The organism is Streptomyces sp. NBC_01017 (assembly GCF_045162795.1).
Lineage (GTDB): Bacteria > Actinomycetota > Actinomycetes > Streptomycetales > Streptomycetaceae > Streptomyces > Streptomyces machairae.
This window is the reverse complement of sequence record NZ_CP108683.1, coordinates 6,505,898-6,521,712: the sequence shown is the minus strand read 5'-3', so window position 1 is coordinate 6,521,712 and position 15,815 is coordinate 6,505,898. Positions and strand designations below refer to the sequence as shown.

Annotated in this window: 12 protein-coding genes; 4 read left to right on the top strand and 8 right to left on the bottom strand. The window is 70.0% G+C overall.

Going from position 1 to position 15,815, the window contains the following annotated elements; translation table 11 throughout:
• Positions 1-590 precede the first annotated feature (590 nt).
• Positions 591-1,157: a DJ-1/PfpI family protein gene (locus OG331_RS29950; RefSeq protein ID WP_406201881.1), complete on the top strand. Its 567-nt coding sequence runs from the start codon at positions 591-593 to the stop codon at positions 1,155-1,157.
• A gap of 95 nt (positions 1,158-1,252) precedes the next feature.
• On the opposite strand, the gene OG331_RS29945 is transcribed toward OG331_RS29950, so the two are convergent.
• Positions 1,253-1,918, bottom strand: coding sequence for an HAD family hydrolase (locus OG331_RS29945; protein ID WP_406201878.1), 666 nt, complete (start codon positions 1,916-1,918; stop codon positions 1,253-1,255).
• A 78-nt stretch (positions 1,919-1,996) separates the two neighbouring features.
• Complete coding sequence (locus tag OG331_RS29940; RefSeq protein ID WP_406201875.1) at positions 1,997-2,512, bottom strand: DUF6912 family protein; 516 nt, start codon at positions 2,510-2,512, stop codon at positions 1,997-1,999.
• 353 nt (positions 2,513-2,865) lie between these two features.
• Between OG331_RS29940 and OG331_RS29935 the strand changes: the two genes are divergently transcribed.
• On the top strand, positions 2,866-3,489 hold the full coding sequence (locus tag OG331_RS29935) for an Rv3235 family protein (RefSeq protein ID WP_406201872.1): 624 nt from the start codon (positions 2,866-2,868) through the stop codon (positions 3,487-3,489).
• A 148-nt stretch (positions 3,490-3,637) separates the two neighbouring features.
• On the opposite strand, the gene secA is transcribed toward OG331_RS29935, so the two are convergent.
• Positions 3,638-6,487, bottom strand: coding sequence for a preprotein translocase subunit SecA (secA, locus tag OG331_RS29930; protein ID WP_406201869.1), 2,850 nt, complete (start codon positions 6,485-6,487; stop codon positions 3,638-3,640).
• A 270-nt stretch (positions 6,488-6,757) separates the two neighbouring features.
• Between secA and OG331_RS29925 the strand changes: the two genes are divergently transcribed.
• On the top strand, positions 6,758-7,339 hold the full coding sequence (locus OG331_RS29925) for a GNAT family N-acetyltransferase (protein ID WP_406201866.1): 582 nt from the start codon (positions 6,758-6,760) through the stop codon (positions 7,337-7,339).
• 88 nt (positions 7,340-7,427) lie between these two features.
• The gene (locus OG331_RS29920) at positions 7,428-8,633 is read left to right on the top strand and encodes a winged helix-turn-helix domain-containing protein (RefSeq protein ID WP_406201864.1); all 1,206 of its coding nucleotides are present in this window, start codon (positions 7,428-7,430) and stop codon (positions 8,631-8,633) included.
• Positions 8,634-8,655: 22 nt separating this feature from the next.
• On the opposite strand, the gene OG331_RS29915 is transcribed toward OG331_RS29920, so the two are convergent.
• The 5 genes from OG331_RS29915 to mtrB form a co-directional block, all read right to left on the bottom strand.
• Positions 8,656-9,402 carry a response regulator transcription factor gene (locus tag OG331_RS29915; RefSeq protein WP_328881249.1) on the bottom strand — a complete coding sequence of 249 codons (747 nt, stop codon included), beginning with the start codon at positions 9,400-9,402 and terminating at the stop codon, positions 8,656-8,658.
• Positions 9,403-9,604: 202 nt separating this feature from the next.
• Positions 9,605-10,297: a ribosome hibernation-promoting factor, HPF/YfiA family gene (gene hpf, locus OG331_RS29910; RefSeq protein WP_406201862.1), complete on the bottom strand. Its 693-nt coding sequence runs from the start codon at positions 10,295-10,297 to the stop codon at positions 9,605-9,607.
• A 315-nt stretch (positions 10,298-10,612) separates the two neighbouring features.
• Positions 10,613-11,599: a ComF family protein gene (locus OG331_RS29905; protein WP_406201860.1), complete on the bottom strand. Its 987-nt coding sequence runs from the start codon at positions 11,597-11,599 to the stop codon at positions 10,613-10,615.
• A gap of 305 nt (positions 11,600-11,904) precedes the next feature.
• Positions 11,905-13,749: an LpqB family beta-propeller domain-containing protein gene (locus tag OG331_RS29900; RefSeq protein WP_406201857.1), complete on the bottom strand. Its 1,845-nt coding sequence runs from the start codon at positions 13,747-13,749 to the stop codon at positions 11,905-11,907.
• A complete protein-coding gene (gene mtrB, locus OG331_RS29895) occupies positions 13,739-15,814 on the bottom strand; it encodes an MtrAB system histidine kinase MtrB (RefSeq protein WP_406201855.1) in 2,076 nt (691 codons plus the stop codon). Before mtrB ends, OG331_RS29900 begins: the two co-directional genes overlap by 11 nt.
• Position 15,815 lies beyond the last annotated feature (1 nt).

Below are 15,815 nucleotides of genomic sequence, written 5' to 3'. Positions count from 1 at the left end.
GTCCGGGCCCGGGGTGTGCATGACGTCCCGGGAGCCCTTACGCCCCCCTCCCGCCCGCGAAGACCAGCGACCGCCACCCGGTCACGGATGTAGTCCGTGTTCTCCGGGCGCGGGGCAGGGGCAACACTGCCCCCGCGAGCTATCGCGCTGATCACGCCACTAAGGCTATCGCTCCTTACAGGGGGGCCGTCATGAGCCGTATGTGTACAAAACCAGGGGTGGAACTTTGACGTTCTGCACAGGGGCAAACGGGGTGGGGAGGGCGTAACTGGCGGGTCGGGGTGCACAGGGGGAGGCTGGGGTGAGGGACTGTGACGACGACCGGGGCCGGGTTTCGAGACGGAAGCAGGCCATCCGGAAGCGACCGGTGTCCAAAAACAGCCGCGGCACGGGCGCCCCCTGCAGCTCGCCTGTCCGCGACCCACCGGGTGTGCAGGCGCTCCCGCAGCCGGGCGGCCCGGCCGGCCGCAGCGGCACCCCACACCGCCGGACCGCGCACGCCCCCTTGGCAAGCGCCCCACCCCGAGGCACGTTGCCCCCAAGGCCCGACGGAGACGCAGGCCCCGGCCAGAAAGAGGAGCGCACCCGACATGACAGCGAAAATCCTCATCGTCACCGGCGACGCCGCAGAGTCACTGGAGGTCCTCTACCCCTACCAGCGCCTCCGCGAAGAGGGCTACGACGTCCACATCGCCGCCCCCACCCGCAAGAAGCTCCAGTTCGTCGTCCATGACTTCGAACCCGGCTTCGACACCTACACCGAGAAACCCGGCTACACCTGGCCCGCCGACCTCGCATTCTCCGAGGTCGACCCCGGCGACTACGCCGCCGTCGTCATCCCCGGCGGCCGGGCCCCCGAGTACCTGCGCAACGACCCCGAGCTCCGCAAGATCCTCAAGTCGTTCTTCGACGCCGACAAGCCGGTCGCCCAGATCTGTCACGGCCCCCTTCTCACCGCAGCGATCGACAGCCTCCACGGCCGCCGCGTCACGGCGTACCCCGCCCTGGAACTGGACATGCAGGCGGCCGGCGCCACCTTCCAGGACGCGGAGGCCGTGGTCGACGGCACCCTGGTCTCCTCCCGCGCCTGGCCGGACCACTCCGGCTGGATGCGCGAGTTCCTGAAGGTCCTACGAGCGAAGGCACCGGTGACCTGACCGAGGCCCGGACTCGAGCCCGCGCCCAGGCCCGGCGAGTACGGGCGCGGCGTGCCACCGGGAGCGCCGCACCCCTGACGGGTGGCGGCCGGCGCTCAGGCGGCCAGCCGCTCCGCCTCCGCGACGGCCTCCACCAGCGTGTCCACGACCGGCACCCCGACCCCTTCGAGGCTCGCCCGGCTGTGCGACCCCCCGGTGTAGAGCACGGCCTGAGCCCCCACGTGCAGCGCCGCCACCGCGTCGTCCGCGGCATCCCCGATCACGACCGTGCGAGCAGGGTCCACGCTCGCCAGGGCCTTGATGTGCCGCACCATGTGCTCGGCCTTGCTGCCCCCGGACGGCCCGGTCCGCCCGTCGACGCGTATGAAGTGCTGCTCGATCCCGAACCCCTGCACCAGCGGAACGAGTTCGTCGTGCACGTACATGCTCAGGATCGACTGGCTGCGCCCCGCCGACCCCCACTCCACGAGCAGCTCCGCCACGCCCGTGGTGAGCCCGCACGTCACCCGGTGCTCGGCGTAGTACCGGTGGAAGGTCTCGTCCATGACCTCCCACTCGGCGTCGGTCGGCAGCCGACCGAGCAGCCGCTCGTAGAACTTCGGCACCGGCACGCAGTACAGCGCCCGGTACTGCTCCATCGTGATCGGCTTGAGCCCCAGCTCGGCGAACGCCGCGTTCGTCGCCCCGATGATCGCGTCGTTGTCGTGGAACAGCGTCCCGTTCCAGTCCCAGACGATGTGCGCCCCTACTTGCATCCCCATGCCAAAAACCGTACCCGCCCCCACTGACAATCAAGAGAACGGCGGGTCAAACAGCAGGTCGATGAAGGCGGCGCCGAGTCAGTCCGCCAGTCCGACCAGGTTCGGGATCTCCTGGGTGGCGAACCACAGCAGCTCATGGTCCTCGGCACCGTCCACGACGAACTGCGCGTCGTCGTCCCCGCCGTCCGCCGCCGCCAGCGCCTCGGCGGCGGCGGCCACGTCCGTCTCCGCATCATCCGAGTCGACGTGTACGGCGGCCGCCTTGGCCAACACCACGCCACCGGCGATCCGCACCTCGCCGAGTGCCGCCGGGTCCAGCCCCCGGTCCGGGTCGGCGACGGCCGCCCTGTCGGGCACGTCGACGGCGACCACGACCCGGCGCCGCGCCGCCCCGCCGTCCGCTGCCAGGAGCCGCAGCGAGGCCAGCGCGGCCCGGTTCAGCGCCGCGTACTCCAACTCCTCGATGTCGTCGGAGAGGTACCACTCGCGCAACGCGGGCGTGACGGCGTACGCGACGAGTGACTCGGCCTCCAGCTCGCCCGCCTTGTGCGCCTCGGCGAGACCGGGGAGGGTCAAGGGGACGTAGACGCGCATTGCTGACCGCTTTCTTCGTTCTCGTAGCACTCGTAAGGCTCTGCAAGGGCCCGGAGAGGGGCGATCCCCGCACCTCCGGAGGGCCTTCAGGATACGTGCGGCCGATGCCTGGGGCGTCCCCTTTCGAGCCCCGTCCGCCACCCCGCCGGGCGTCCACCTCGGTCCACGAACTCACCCGGTGCACCCCTGCCGTCACAGGCTTCCGCGGCCCTCGATCACCCGGATAAGTGAAGATTCCGGCCGCCCGCTCCGAGTCCCCGCTTCCTTGCTGCCGACACCCGCGGCCCCGTACAAGATCACCAACCACGAAGTTACTCACCGGTATCGATCCGGGTTCACCGAACGGGGACTCCATGAACAAGGTCATGACCAGGGCACAGCACCGCCCCGGCACCCGCCCACCGACCCGCCGCGACACCCGCCGCCCGGCCGGCAGCCCGCCTCGCACGCCGAGCGGCGGCATGCCCCGTACCGCATCCCCAGCAGGCCGCCCACCGGGCTCGTCAGGCGCCACGGGAACCCTCCCGCGCACCAGGCCCACGGACACCCGCCCACCGACCGCCCCCGCCCCCACGCCGCGCACCTGGCGCCACCCGGCGGACGGAACCGGCACCCTCGACAGGCCCGCCGTCCCGCAACCCCGTCCCACGGACGTCTTCGCCGACCGCCTGCTCCTCGTCCTCAGCGGCCAGCGCCCCGTCCACTGGATGCTCCGCCACACCGCCGGCCGTGCCTACGACGAACTCGCCCGGCTCGCGGAACTCGGTCTCCTGCGCACCCGCGGCACCCGCCCCGTCGTCCGCGACATCGGCTACTTCGAACCCCGCCCGGGCGCCATCGAGGCCTTCGCCCGCATCGGCGCCGGAGACCAGCTACGCGCCATGGCATTCCGCCTGGAACAGGGCGGAGACCTCCGCTGGCGCTGCACTGCGGTGGAACTGGGCGGCCCACGCAGGCCGTGCGGGGACGACGACTGACCACCGCCGCCCCCACGCCCGCGTAGACCGCACGGACCGTTGCGGGGCAACTGTGGGGGCCGCTGGAGGACCGAGCAAGCCGATGGGCCGGGTCCCCTCAAGGAAACCCGGCCCATCCAACTGCTACGGCGTCACAGCCACCGTCACGTCACTTCTTGCGGCGGCGTCCGCCACGCGCCTGCTTGCGGCGCTCCGCGCGCGTGAGGCCGTCGGCCTCCGAGCGCACCGGCTCGTCGCCGTTGTCGAAGTCGCCCTCGACGATGTCGCCCTCGCCGTCCACCTTGGGCGCGGTGTAGTGCAGCCGGTCCGGGCGGCGCGGGGCCTCGAGGCCCTTGGCGCGGATCTCGGGACGCGCGCCCGCCTGCGCCGGCACCGCGTCCTTCTTCTCCAGGTCGGCCACCGGCTTGGTGTCCTCGACCGGGACCTCCTCGACCTGCTGCTCGACCTGGACCTCCAGGTTGAACAGGTAGCCGACGGACTCCTCCTTGATGCCCTCCATCATGGCGGTGAACATGTCGAAGCCCTCGCGCTGGTACTCGACCAGCGGGTCCTTCTGCGCCATCGCCCGCAGGCCGATGCCCTCCTGGAGGTAATCCATCTCGTAGAGGTGCTCGCGCCACTTACGGTCCAGGACCGACAGCACGACCCGGCGCTCCAGCTCACGCATGATCTCGGAGCCGAGCTGCGCCTCACGCGCCGCGTACTGGTCGTGGATGTCGTCCTTGATGGACTCGGAGATGAACTCGGCGGTCAGCCCCGCACGGTCGCCGGCCGCATCCTCGAGCTCCTCGACGGTCACCTTCACCGGGTACAGCTGCTTGAAGGCGCCCCACAGGCGCTCCAGGTCCCATTCCTCGGCGAAGCCCTCGGCGGTCTCCGCGCCGACGTACGCGTCGATCGTGTCGTCCATGAAGTGCTGCACCTGCTCGTGCAGGTCCTCGCCCTTCAGAACGCGGCGGCGCTCGCCGTAGATGACCTCACGCTGACGGTTGAGGACCTCGTCGTACTTCAGGACGTTCTTACGGGTCTCGAAGTTCTGCTGCTCGACCTGCGACTGCGCGGACGCGATCGCGCGCGTGACCATCTTGTTCTCGATCGGCACGTCGTCCGGGACGTTCGCCATCGACATCACGCGCTCGACCATCTGAGCCTTGAACAGGCGCATCAGGTCGTCGCCGAGGGAGAGGTAGAAGCGGGACTCGCCCGGGTCACCCTGACGGCCGGAACGACCGCGCAGCTGGTTGTCGATGCGGCGCGACTCGTGCCGCTCGGTGCCGAGGACGTAGAGACCGCCGAGGTCCTTGACCTCCTCGAACTCCGCCTTGACCGCCTGCTCGGCCTTCTCCAGGGCGGCGGGCAGGGCCGCGGCCCACTCCTCGATGTGCTCCTCGGGGTCGAGGCCGCGCTGGCGCAGCTCCGCCTCGGCGAGGTCCTCGGGGTTGCCGCCGAGCTTGATGTCCGTACCACGGCCGGCCATGTTGGTGGCGACGGTGACGGCGCCCTTGCGGCCGGCCTGGGCGACGATGATCGCCTCACGGTCGTGCTGCTTGGCGTTCAGCACCTCGTGCTGGACCCCGCGCTTGGACAGCTGCTGCGACAGGTACTCGGACTTCTCGACCGACGTCGTACCGACGAGGATCGGCTGGCCCTTCTCGTGCTTCTCGACGATGTCGTCGACGACCGCCTCGAACTTCGCGACCTCGGTGCGGTAGATCAGGTCCGACTGGTCCTGGCGGACCATCGGCCGGTTGGTCGGGATCGGGACGACGCCGAGCTTGTAGATCTGGTGGAACTCGGCGGCCTCGGTCATCGCCGTACCGGTCATGCCGCACAGACCGGGCTGTTCCTTGTCCTCGTGGTCGTGGCGCTTGTAGAGGCGGAAGAAGTTCTGCAGGGTGATCGTGGCGAGCGTCTGGTTCTCGTCCTTGATGTCCACCCCTTCCTTCGCCTCGATCGCCTGGTGCATGCCCTCGTTGTAGCGGCGGCCGGCGAGGATACGGCCGGTGTGCTCGTCGACGATCATGACCTCGCCGTCGATGACGACGTAGTCCTTGTCCTTCTTGAAGAGCTCCTTGGCCTTGATGGCGTTGTTCAGGTAGCCCACCAGCGGCGTGTTCACCGACTCGTAGAGGTTGTCGATGCCCAGCCAGTCCTCGACCTTTGCGACACCCGCTTCGTGGATGGCGACCGTGCGCTTCTTCTCGTCGACGTCGTAGTCGCCGGTCTCCTCAAGGCCCTTGAGCTGGTTGCCCGCCTCGCCCTTCTTCAGGCGCGTGACCAGTTTGGCGAAGTCGCCGTACCACTTGGTGGCCTGGTCGGCCGGGCCGGAGATGATCAGCGGCGTACGGGCCTCGTCGACGAGGATGGAGTCGACCTCGTCGACGATGGCGAAGTTGTGGCCGCGCTGGACGAGTTCGTCCTGGGACCACGCCATGTTGTCGCGCAGGTAGTCGAAGCCGAACTCGTTGTTCGTGCCGTAGGTGATGTCGCACGCGTACTGCTCGCGGCGCTGGGCCGGCGTCATGTTGGCGAGGATGCAGCCGACGCTCAGGCCCAGGAACTTGTGGACGCGGCCCATCATCTCCGAGTCGCGCTCGGCCAGATAGTCGTTCACCGTGATCAGGTGGACGCCCTGGCCGGACAGCGCGTTCAGATAAGCGGGCAGCGTGCCGACGAGCGTCTTGCCCTCGCCGGTCTTCATCTCGGCCACGTAGCCGAGGTGGAGGGCCGCGCCGCCCATGATCTGGACGTCGTAGTGACGCTGGCCCAGAGCGCGCTTGGCGGCCTCGCGAACGGTGGCGAAGGCCTCGGGCATCAGGTCGTCCAAGCTCTCACCGTCTGCGTACCGCTGCTTGTACTCATCGGTGAGGGCCCGCAGCTCGGCGTCGGAGAGGTCGACGAAGTCCTCTTCGATGGAGTTGACCTGGTCCGCGATGCGGTGCAGCTTGCGCAGGATCTTGCCTTCGCCTGCACGCATGATCTTCGAGAGGACGGACACGGGGGTTGGTCTCCTTGCCGGTCGGGCCTGGGACGGTCGGTTTCCATTTGACTTGACTGAGCAACGGCCATCGTATGCGAGGACCCCGCCACGCCGGGAGCCTGCCGTGGACGTCGAACGTCCGCTGCTTCAAATCTCCGTCAAAGGGACAACGGCCGGGGGCTGCGGATGGTGCCGCGTTCCGCCAACGAATTGTGCGAAATGCGTTCGCGCGCTCACACACCGCTTATAAGGATGGCGCTTGCGACGGCCCCCGAGCAGAATCGGCCGATGGAACCCGTCACGCTCACCACCAGCCGTCTCCTCATGCGCACGGTCGGCCCGAAGGACACCGACACGGTGTACGAGGCCGCGCAGGACCCCGACATCCAGCGCTGGACCACGATCCCCTCGCCCTACCTGTACGAGCACGCCCAGAGTTTCGCGGAGCAACTGGTCCCCGAGGGCTGGGCGAACGGTTCGATGTTCACCTGGGGGCTCTTCCTCCCCGTAGGGGAGGACCTGGTCGGCATGCTCGGCCTCACGATGCGGTCCATGAGCGAGGCCGAAATCGGTTTCTGGGGCACGAAGGAACACCGCGGCAACGGCTACATCACCGAGGCCGTCCTCGCCGCGTCCCGCTGGGCCTTCGTCCACCTGTCGCTCGATCGCGTGGAATGGCGCGCGGAAGTCGGCAACAGGCCCTCCCGCGCGGTGGCGGAACGCGCCGGCTTCGCCCTGGAGGGCACCCTCCGCTCCGCCATGGTCCACCAGGGCGTACGCCGGGACTGCTGGGTGGGCTCCCTGCTCCCGTCGGACCTGAGCCTGCCGTCGACGGCCCCGTACCTGCCGACGAGGAACCAGCCCGCATGACCGCGCCCTCGCACCCGCGCGCAGCCCCACCACGGACAAATCCCCAGCTCACCCCGCACTGTCAGTGCCACCGCCTATCGTGCCGACCATGACGACCCTGCGCCCCACCACCGACCTCTCGGCCGACGAGGCCCGCCGGATCGCCCTCCGCGCGCAGGGCTTCCTCGGCACCCCCGACCGCAGGTCAGGCGTCCGCGGCATACTGCGTCACCTCGGCGCGGTCCAACTCGACACCATCTCGGTGCTGGCCCGCTCCCACGAACTCATCCCGTACGCCCGCCTGGGCGCGGTGGACCGCAAGACGGTCGAGAAGGCCTACTGGACGACTGCGGCCACGGCTGCGGGCAAGCCGTCGGCGCAACCGCACGCTTTCGAGTACTGGTCCCACGCCGCCTGCATCCTCCCCGTCGAGGAGTGGCCGCACTTCGCCTTCCGCCGCCGCGCCTACCGCAACCGCCCTCACTGGAACCACGACCTCCCGGACGGCGCCTACGACCAGGTGATCAAGCAGCTGCGCACCGAGGGCCCTCTCACCGCGACCGAGCTGGGCGGCGCGAAGCGGACCAGCGAGTGGTGGGACTGGTCGGGCGCCAAGGTCGCCGTCGAACGCGCTCTGATGCACGGCGAGGTGGTCTGCGTCGAGCGCCGCGGCTGGAAGCGCGTCTACGACCTCGCCGAGCGCGCCATCCCGGAGACGCTGCTGCACGACGAGCTGGACGACGCCGAGTGCCTGCGCCGCCTCGTCCGCCTGGCGGGCCAGTCCCTCGGCGTGGGCACGCGCGCGGACATCGCCGACTACCACCGGCTCAAGGGCGAACAGGTCGACGCGGTGATCGCCGACTCGGGCCTGGTGCCGGTCACGGTCGAGGGCTGGGGCAAGCCGGCCTGGGCCGACCCGGCGGCCCTGGAGACCTCTCCGCGCGGCCGCCACCGTACGACGCTGTTGTCCCCGTTCGACTCCCTGATCTGGGAGCGGGCACGCACGGAGCGGATCTTCGGCTTCACCCACCGCCTGGAGGCGTACGTCCCCAAGCAGAAGCGGATCTACGGCTACTTCGCGATGCCGGTCCTGGCCGGTGGCCGCCTCGTGGGACGCGTGGACCCGGCCCGCGAAGGCACCACCCTGGTCGCCAAGCAGGTCACCCTGGACGGCCCGAAGGCGGTCCCGGCGGTGGCGCAGGCGCTGGTGGAGGCGGCTAGCTGGGTGGACTGCACGGACGTACGCGTGGAACGGGTCGACGCGCCCGACCTGCGCGAGCCCCTCGCCACGGAACTCACACGCTTGCTGGCGTGACCCCGAGGCCGGTCATCCGGCCTCAGCGGATCTCGAGGATCTTCTCCCGCATCGCGTACACCACGGCCTCCATCCTGGAGTGCAGCTGCAGCTTCTCCAGGATGTTGCGCACGTGGTTCTTCACGGTGTTCTCGGAGATGAACAACTCCTTGGCGATGTCCCGGTTGTTCATCCCCGTGGCCACGAGCTTGAGGACCTCCAGCTCGCGGTCCGTCAGCCGCGGGGCGGGCACGAGGCGGCGCTCGTCCGTGCGCTGGATCATCGACTTGAATTCGGTGAGCAGCTTCGACGCCATGGAGGGACTGATCTGCGACTGTCCGTCGGCCACGGCGCGAATGGCGGTGGCCACCTCGTCCGTGGAGATCTCCTTCAGGAGATAACCGGTCGCGCCCGCCTTGATCGCGTCGTAGAGGTCGGCCTCCTCGTCGCTGATCGTCAGCATGATGATCTTCGCGCTGGGGGCGACCTCCTTGATGGAGGTGCAGGCCTCGATCCCGCCCCGCTTGGGCATCCGCACGTCCATCAGGATGATGTCCGGCAGCAGGTCAGCGGCCTTGTCCACGGCTTCCGCGCCGTCGCCCGCCTCTCCCACGACCTGGATGTCCTCCTCGGCCGCGAGCACGATCTCCAGTCCACGGCGGAACAGGGCGTGGTCGTCGACGACGAGGACTCTGATCGGCTCCTTGCGTGGAGAGCCCGCGTCCGGGCCCATGCCGACGACATCACCGTCGGCATCCTCGTCCCGCATCGGTCCGAAGCTGTCCGCCATCGTTCCTCCCCCTGAAGGCTGTGGCTGGTCGTCTGCCATCGCCAACCCAAGGCAGCGGCCCAACGGTTGGGCCGGTGCGGCCATGATTCCATGCCTGGCCGACACTACGGTGACGAGCGGGGCGCGAAGAGGTCGCACACCGGTGCCCCTGGGGGCGCACACCGCGCTCCAGGGGCACCGGCTCAGCTGTCAGCCGGGTGGGTCAGCCGCCCAGCACGCCGCCTGCCGCGGGAGCCTGCGCCTGGGTGACCATCGGGTCCGTGCTGAGGTGAATGACGCCGTAGTCGTAGGCGTGCCGCCGGTAGACGACGCTCGGTTCCTTCGTCTCCGAGTCGACGAACAGGTAGAAGTCGTGCCCGACCAGCTCCATCTCGTAGAGGGCCTGGTCGAGGGTCATCGGGGAGGCGACGTGCGTCTTCTCGCGTACGACGAGGGGGCCTTCGCCCTTTACTTCCAGCGAGCCGATCTTCTTGGTGGGAATTCCGTCCGGCTCTTCTTCCTGGAACGTGCGGCCATTCCCGTTCAGCGTCGCCGCGCCCGGTACGTGGTCGGGGACCTCGGCCGCCGTGAGTCGGCGTGCGCCTCGGCGCGAGAAACGCTTGTCGTGCTGCTTGCGCAGCCGGGCATCCAGCTTTTCCGCCGCGAGGTCGAGCGCCGCATACGGATCGCTGGCCGCTGCCTCCGCCCGGATCACCGGACCGCGGGAGCGGAGCGTGATCTCCACTCGGTCACAGCGGTCGGCCTGTCGCGGGTTGGGCTCCTTGGACACCTCGACGTCGAGGCTGATCACCTTGGCATCGAGCCTCTGGATCTTCTCCAGCTTCAGCTTCTCGGCCACGTGCTTGCGGAACCGCTCGGGCACCTCGGTCTTGCGGCCCTTGACGACGATGTCCACGCAGAACTCCGTTCCCGGATCGCCCCGCTCCATCGGCGGAGCATCTCCCTTTTGCACCAGGCTCCGGGGAACCCCGGAACCTCGGACTCGGTGACTTCCACCTCCTCCTCCCCCATGGGCAAGATCTCCACCCCATGGCCGCGAGTGATTGCGCAAAACCCACGGCACGGCATTCGGATATGACGGGGATGGCCTGCGCCTTTCCCTCACAACCGAACATATCTCGCCCGGACGGATGTCGTCACCCTCTACTGCGGCGTACCTCCGTTCAGGTGAATTGACCCTCTCGTTACCTGCAACGATGCAAGTTCTCAGTCAGTTCCGGTTTATTTCGAAAGAATCCAGCGACGCGGCGACCACAGCTGCGCAGATCAGGTCACGGGCCCGTCCTGCACCCATGATTCCCGGCCTCTGACGCAACTGCCACACACCGCCCTCCGTCGATCCGGCACTCCGTTCCCCTGTGCTTTCCCGACTTCCCGCTTGGTACACGGCTGTTGCTGTGGACTCGGCCGTACGACTGTTGGGGCCCACCCTCCCCCGGCCACCGGAGCCCACCCCCTCCGCCGCCGCCAACCCCACCCGCACAGCCCGCGCCGCCTCAGCCAGCGACGCACCCGTCGTCATCAGATCGTCGACGAGCACAACGGGACCACCACCGGCGAGCAGCCGCGCTCCCCCAGGCGCCACCACCAGCGCACCCGCGAGATTGTCCAGCCGCTGCCGCGAGTTGAGCCCCGACTGATCGGCCACCCCGCGCACTTGCCGCAGCACGGCGAGCACGCGCGCCGGCGTCCCGGCCCGCCGCAGCTCACCCGCCGCCGCGAGCGCGATCCGCCGAGCCGGATCATGCCCTCGCGCACGCACCGATCCACGCGCGGACGGAACAGGGACGAGCAGTACAGGCGCCTCGCCGCCCGCCACCCGACGCACCCCGTAGGCCCGCACCTGCGAACCCTGGGACCACACAGCCCGCCCCGACGCCCCACTGTCGCGAGACGCACGGTCCTCCCGAAGCCCGGCCCGCACAGCCCCCGCCAGCGCCGCTCCGAGCGGTGCCGTGAGCGCCAGCGCGCCGCGTTCCTTGTGGGCGAGCAGCACTGCCCGCGCTTCGTCCGCGTACCGGGCCGCCGCGTGCACGACCGGCAGCCCGGGCGGCTCCGGCACCGGTCGCACCCGGCTCGGTACGGCCCCGCTCAGGGCGGCACGGCACTCCGGGCAGAGCACCGTGCGAGGCCTTCCGCAGCCTCCGCACTCGGCCGGCAGCACCAGGTCGGTCAGGTCCTGCCACCACCCCCGCATGCCCACCACTGTGCCAACGCCCGCGCCGACCGACCACCCCTGTGGATAACTGCCTGTGGATAACCCGAGCCCGATGCGGCCGGCCCCACTTCCATCCCGGAACCGAGCCACGTTTCCGTCCCGGAACCGAGCCGCGTTCCCACCCACGCACCCGGCCACCTGCCTACCCACGCACCCACGCACCCGGCCACTCGCCCGCCCGCCCACCAAAACGAAGCGACCGCCCCCAGCCGAGGGACTCACCCCGGCCGGAAGCGGCCACCACACTCCCCGTCCCGGACCTCAAAGGCGGTCCGGGCGAAGCCTCACCCCGGGTAGACCGGAGCGGCCCCGTCCGTCACCACCTTCTGCCACTGCGCCCCCGACGGCAGCCGCACGATCCCGTCCTCCGAGTAACCGACCAGCGGCAGCCGCGCGTCCTCGGACGCGGTGATCTCCTTCACGCCGCTGAGAGCCGCGGGCGCCGGTCCCTCCGGTGTGGAGCCGTCGACCTGCACGTACCGCATGGTCTGCACGCCGCCCTTCTCGCGCCCGACCACGACGAGCCGGCTGTCCCCGGCCCACGACATGGCCGAGACCTCCTCCAACTCGGGAGTCGCGGAGCGCAGTTCGTGCACCGAGACGCTTGAGGGCTCCTCCGCCTTGCCGTCCTGGCTCCGTTCGATCCGCCCGATGAGCAGTGACGACTTCTCGCCCTGCTTCACCACGAGCGCAATGCGCACACCGTCGGCGGCCACCTTCACCGACTCGATGCGCCCCTCAAGACCCGGCGGCGTCTTCACCACCAGCGGCTCGCCGACGCCCTCCTCCAGCAGGAGCAGGCGGGGGTTGCCGGGATTGCGGTCGGCCACCCACAGGTCGCCCTGGGCATCCCAGCTGGGCGCCGACAGCCGCTGCTCCCTCGTCGGGCCCGCGCTTCTCAGCTCCGGCTCCCCGAGCGGACCACCCGACACCAGCGCACCGACGTACAGGTTCTTGCCGTCGAGGCCGACCCCGGCCGCCATGTCCTCGTCACGCGACACCGCCACGGACTTCAGCTGCACATCGCCGTCGCCCAGGGCGCCCGGCACAGGATCGGGCTCCGTGTCGCTGGTGGCGGCGGGCAGCCGTACGAGCCGGTGCTCGGCGTTGAGGAAGTACAGGTAGTCGGCGCGCTCCACCGATCCGCGCGCGGCGACGGCCTCTGCACTCTCCTCGGTGAGCGAGCACAGCTGTCTGCCGTCGGACCGCAGCTCGACCTCGTCCACGGTGGGGGTGAGGTTCTGCAGGGTGAACAGGAGCTGGGCCGCCATCTCCTTGCACTGAGTCAGTCCGACCCGGGCCGCCTTGTCGTTCAGCTGCACGGTCAGCCTGTTCTGATCGTCGGGCGTCAGCGCGGTGACGCCCTTCCTCAGTGCCGTGCCGGTGGGGAAGCTCGACCTGACCACCGGGTTGAGCCAGCTGGTCGGCCCGGTGAGCAGGGAGCGGACCATCTGCGTCATGGGGTCCACGTTCCTGCGCACGTAGACGGGATCGGCGACGGCCGCCGTGTGCGGCGAGGCCCCGAGGGTGGTGTTCGTGGCGAAGTAGTACTTGTCGACGGACATGTAGTTCCGCTGGAAGTCCGACTTGCCCATGACGACGCCGCGCGGCGGGATGTCGATCCGCCACTGCTTCGTCTTCTTGTCCCGGGTGAGGTGCATCGGCTCGCTGTAGTCCCCGCCGGCGGGCGCGTACGACTGCTGCGCGTCGACCAGGGCGACCTTGGTGCCGGTCAGCGTGTAGGAGAGGCTGTCGGTCTCCTCCCGGCCCCCGACACGTTCGACGTCAGCGCCCGGTCCGTCGGCGAGCACCGTGGTGGACAGCAGAGGCTGCCACTTGTCCGACGCTTCCTTGGTGAGGTACTTGCGCGCGATCTCGTAGTCCGGATCGTCGCTGGTCAGTGCCTCCAGGAAGCCCGACACGATCTCCGAGGACGAGGCGTCCTCGTGGGGCGGCATGGCGAAGACCCGCACCTGCGTGTCCTGTCGCGGCGTGGACTCGACGCCCTGCAGATCGCCGCTGTCGGGCATCGAGGCGCACCCTGCCAGCAGTACGGCGCCACAGGCGACGTATGCCACCGCGCGCCCCGCCCCGCGCCGGGTGGCGCCCCTCTCGCGGTCAGCGGCCACGAGATGCCTCCCCATGCTTACTCGACTCCCCGTCCTGTCCGGCTTCCTCGCTCGCCGGCTCCTGCGCACCTGGCGTCTCCTCCAGCCGCCGCGCGACCGAAGCGGGCCGGGGCACCACACGCGCGCCGTTGCCGGGCAGCGCCGTCGGGTCGGCTTTGGGGGCCGCCCCGCCCGTCCGGGTGACGATCGGGTCCCTGGAGGGCATCGGGGGCACCTGGTCCCCGTTGGGCTGGACCGGCACCGTCGCCGCCTTCTCGCCGCCACCGCTGGGCAGTCCGGCGTCGTCGAGGCCGCGATTGCGCCGTGAGTCCTTGGGTTCCAGGGGTATCGGCGAGCCCCGCAGCGGTTCGTCCGCGGTCCGCGGCAGGGTCAGCCGGAACTGCGAACCGCCGCCCGGCTCGCCCCAGGCCTGGAGCCAGCCGCCGTGCAGCCGTGCGTCCTCCAGCGCGATCGACAGCCCCAGACCCGTACCGCCCGTGGTACGCGCGCGTGCCGGGTCCGCCCGCCAGAAGCGGCTGAAGACGCGGGTCGCCTCGCCGGGCTTGAGCCCGACGCCGTAGTCGCGCACCGCGACCGCGACCGCCCCGCCTGCCGAGGCGAGCTTGACGACGACGTCCCTGCCCTCGCCGTGTTCGACGGCGTTGACGACGAGGTTGCGCAGCACCCGTTCGACGCGCCGGGCGTCGGCCTCGGCGACGATGGGCTGCTGGTCGCCGACGACGCGTATCTGGGTGCCCTTGCGCTCGGCGAGCGGCTCGGCCCCGCTGACGACACGTCGTACGACCTCCCTGAGGTCGATCGGCTCGGCCTCCAGCGCCGCAGCGCCCGCGTCGAACCGGCTGATCTCCAGCAGGTCGGCGAGCAGTGACTCGAATCGGTCCAGCTGGTCGGCCAGCAGTTCCGCCGACCGCGCGGTCACCGGGTCGAAGTCCTCCCGCGCCTCGTGGATGACGTCGGCGGCCATGCGCACGGTCGTCAGCGGCGTCCGCAGCTCATGGGACACGTCGGACACGAACCGCCGCTGCATGCGCGACAGGTCCTCCAGCTGCTGGATCTTCAGCTGAAGGTTCTGCGCCATCTTGTTGAAGGCCTCGCCGAGCCGCGCGATGTCGTCCTCGCCGGTGACCTTCATCCGCTCTTGCAGCCGCCCTGCGGACAGCCGCTCGGCGATACCGGCCGCCATCCGCACCGGCGTGACGACCTGCCGCACCACGAGCCAGGCGATGGCCCCGAGGAGTACGACGACGAAGAGCCCGGCGGTGGCCAGCGTCCCCTTGACCAGGCTCAGCGACTTCTCCTCCTGGGTGAGCGGGAAGAAGTAGTAGAGCTGATAGGGGTCGCCGTTGGGGTCGTTGACCTGCTTGCCGATGACCAGGGCCGGCTGGGACTCCTTGTCGGCGGTGCGGTTGTAGACGATGCGGGTGTAGTTCTGGAACGCCCCCATGTTGCTGTCGATCCGCTCGCGCAGGTCCTCGGGCACGCTCGCCGTCGGGTCCACGCCGCCGGAGGCTCGGGGGCCGCGTCCACCGCTGTCTCCTGCCGCGGAGGCCGGAAGGGTGACCACGTCGAAGGCGCCCTGGCCGCCGCTGGAGAGCGAGGACACGAGATCGCTCATCCACTGGATGACGTTCTGCTCGGACCGCCCGTCGACCGTCCCGGCGTCGTCGGCGGCCCCGGCCGCGGCCTCGTCGGCGCTCTTCTTGGCCGCGGCGAATCCGCCGGTGGCCTGGCTCTGCGAGGCCTTCACCTTGGCGTCAAGCAGGCCGTTGCGCACCTGCCCGATGACGACGAAGCCCAGCAGCAGGACGACGCCGAGCGACATCAGCAGGGTCGTGACGACGACCTTGAGCTGGATGTTGCGCCGCCACAGCCGCATGACGGGCAGCAGTGGCCGGCGCACCCAGCGCAGCAGGAGCCGGAGGACCGGACTGCCCTGCACTCCGCCCTGCAGCAGCCCGCCCTCGAGGAACCGTCCCCAGCGGGAGCCCGCCTTCTTCCGGCCGACAGGCCGCTCCGGACGGGCCCCGGTCCGACCGGGGGCCGTAGCGGCACTGTCCCCGGACATG

Excerpts from the sequence above, each read along its gene's own strand:
- OG331_RS29925 (WP_406201866.1), top strand. The coding sequence starts at position 6,758 with ATGGAACCCGTCACGCTCACCACCAGCCGTCTCCTCATGCGCACGGTC.
- OG331_RS29935 (WP_406201872.1), top strand. The coding sequence starts at position 2,866 with ATGAACAAGGTCATGACCAGGGCACAGCACCGCCCCGGCACCCGCCCA.
- mtrB (WP_406201855.1), bottom strand. The coding sequence starts at position 15,814 with ATGTCCGGGGACAGTGCCGCTACGGCCCCCGGTCGGACCGGGGCCCGT.
- OG331_RS29920 (WP_406201864.1), top strand. The coding sequence starts at position 7,428 with ATGACGACCCTGCGCCCCACCACCGACCTCTCGGCCGACGAGGCCCGC.
- OG331_RS29950 (WP_406201881.1), top strand. The coding sequence starts at position 591 with ATGACAGCGAAAATCCTCATCGTCACCGGCGACGCCGCAGAGTCACTG.
- OG331_RS29940 (WP_406201875.1), bottom strand. The coding sequence starts at position 2,512 with ATGCGCGTCTACGTCCCCTTGACCCTCCCCGGTCTCGCCGAGGCGCAC.
- OG331_RS29905 (WP_406201860.1), bottom strand. The coding sequence starts at position 11,599 with ATGCGGGGGTGGTGGCAGGACCTGACCGACCTGGTGCTGCCGGCCGAG.
- OG331_RS29945 (WP_406201878.1), bottom strand. The coding sequence starts at position 1,918 with ATGGGGATGCAAGTAGGGGCGCACATCGTCTGGGACTGGAACGGGACG.
- OG331_RS29915 (WP_328881249.1), bottom strand. The coding sequence starts at position 9,402 with ATGGCGGACAGCTTCGGACCGATGCGGGACGAGGATGCCGACGGTGAT.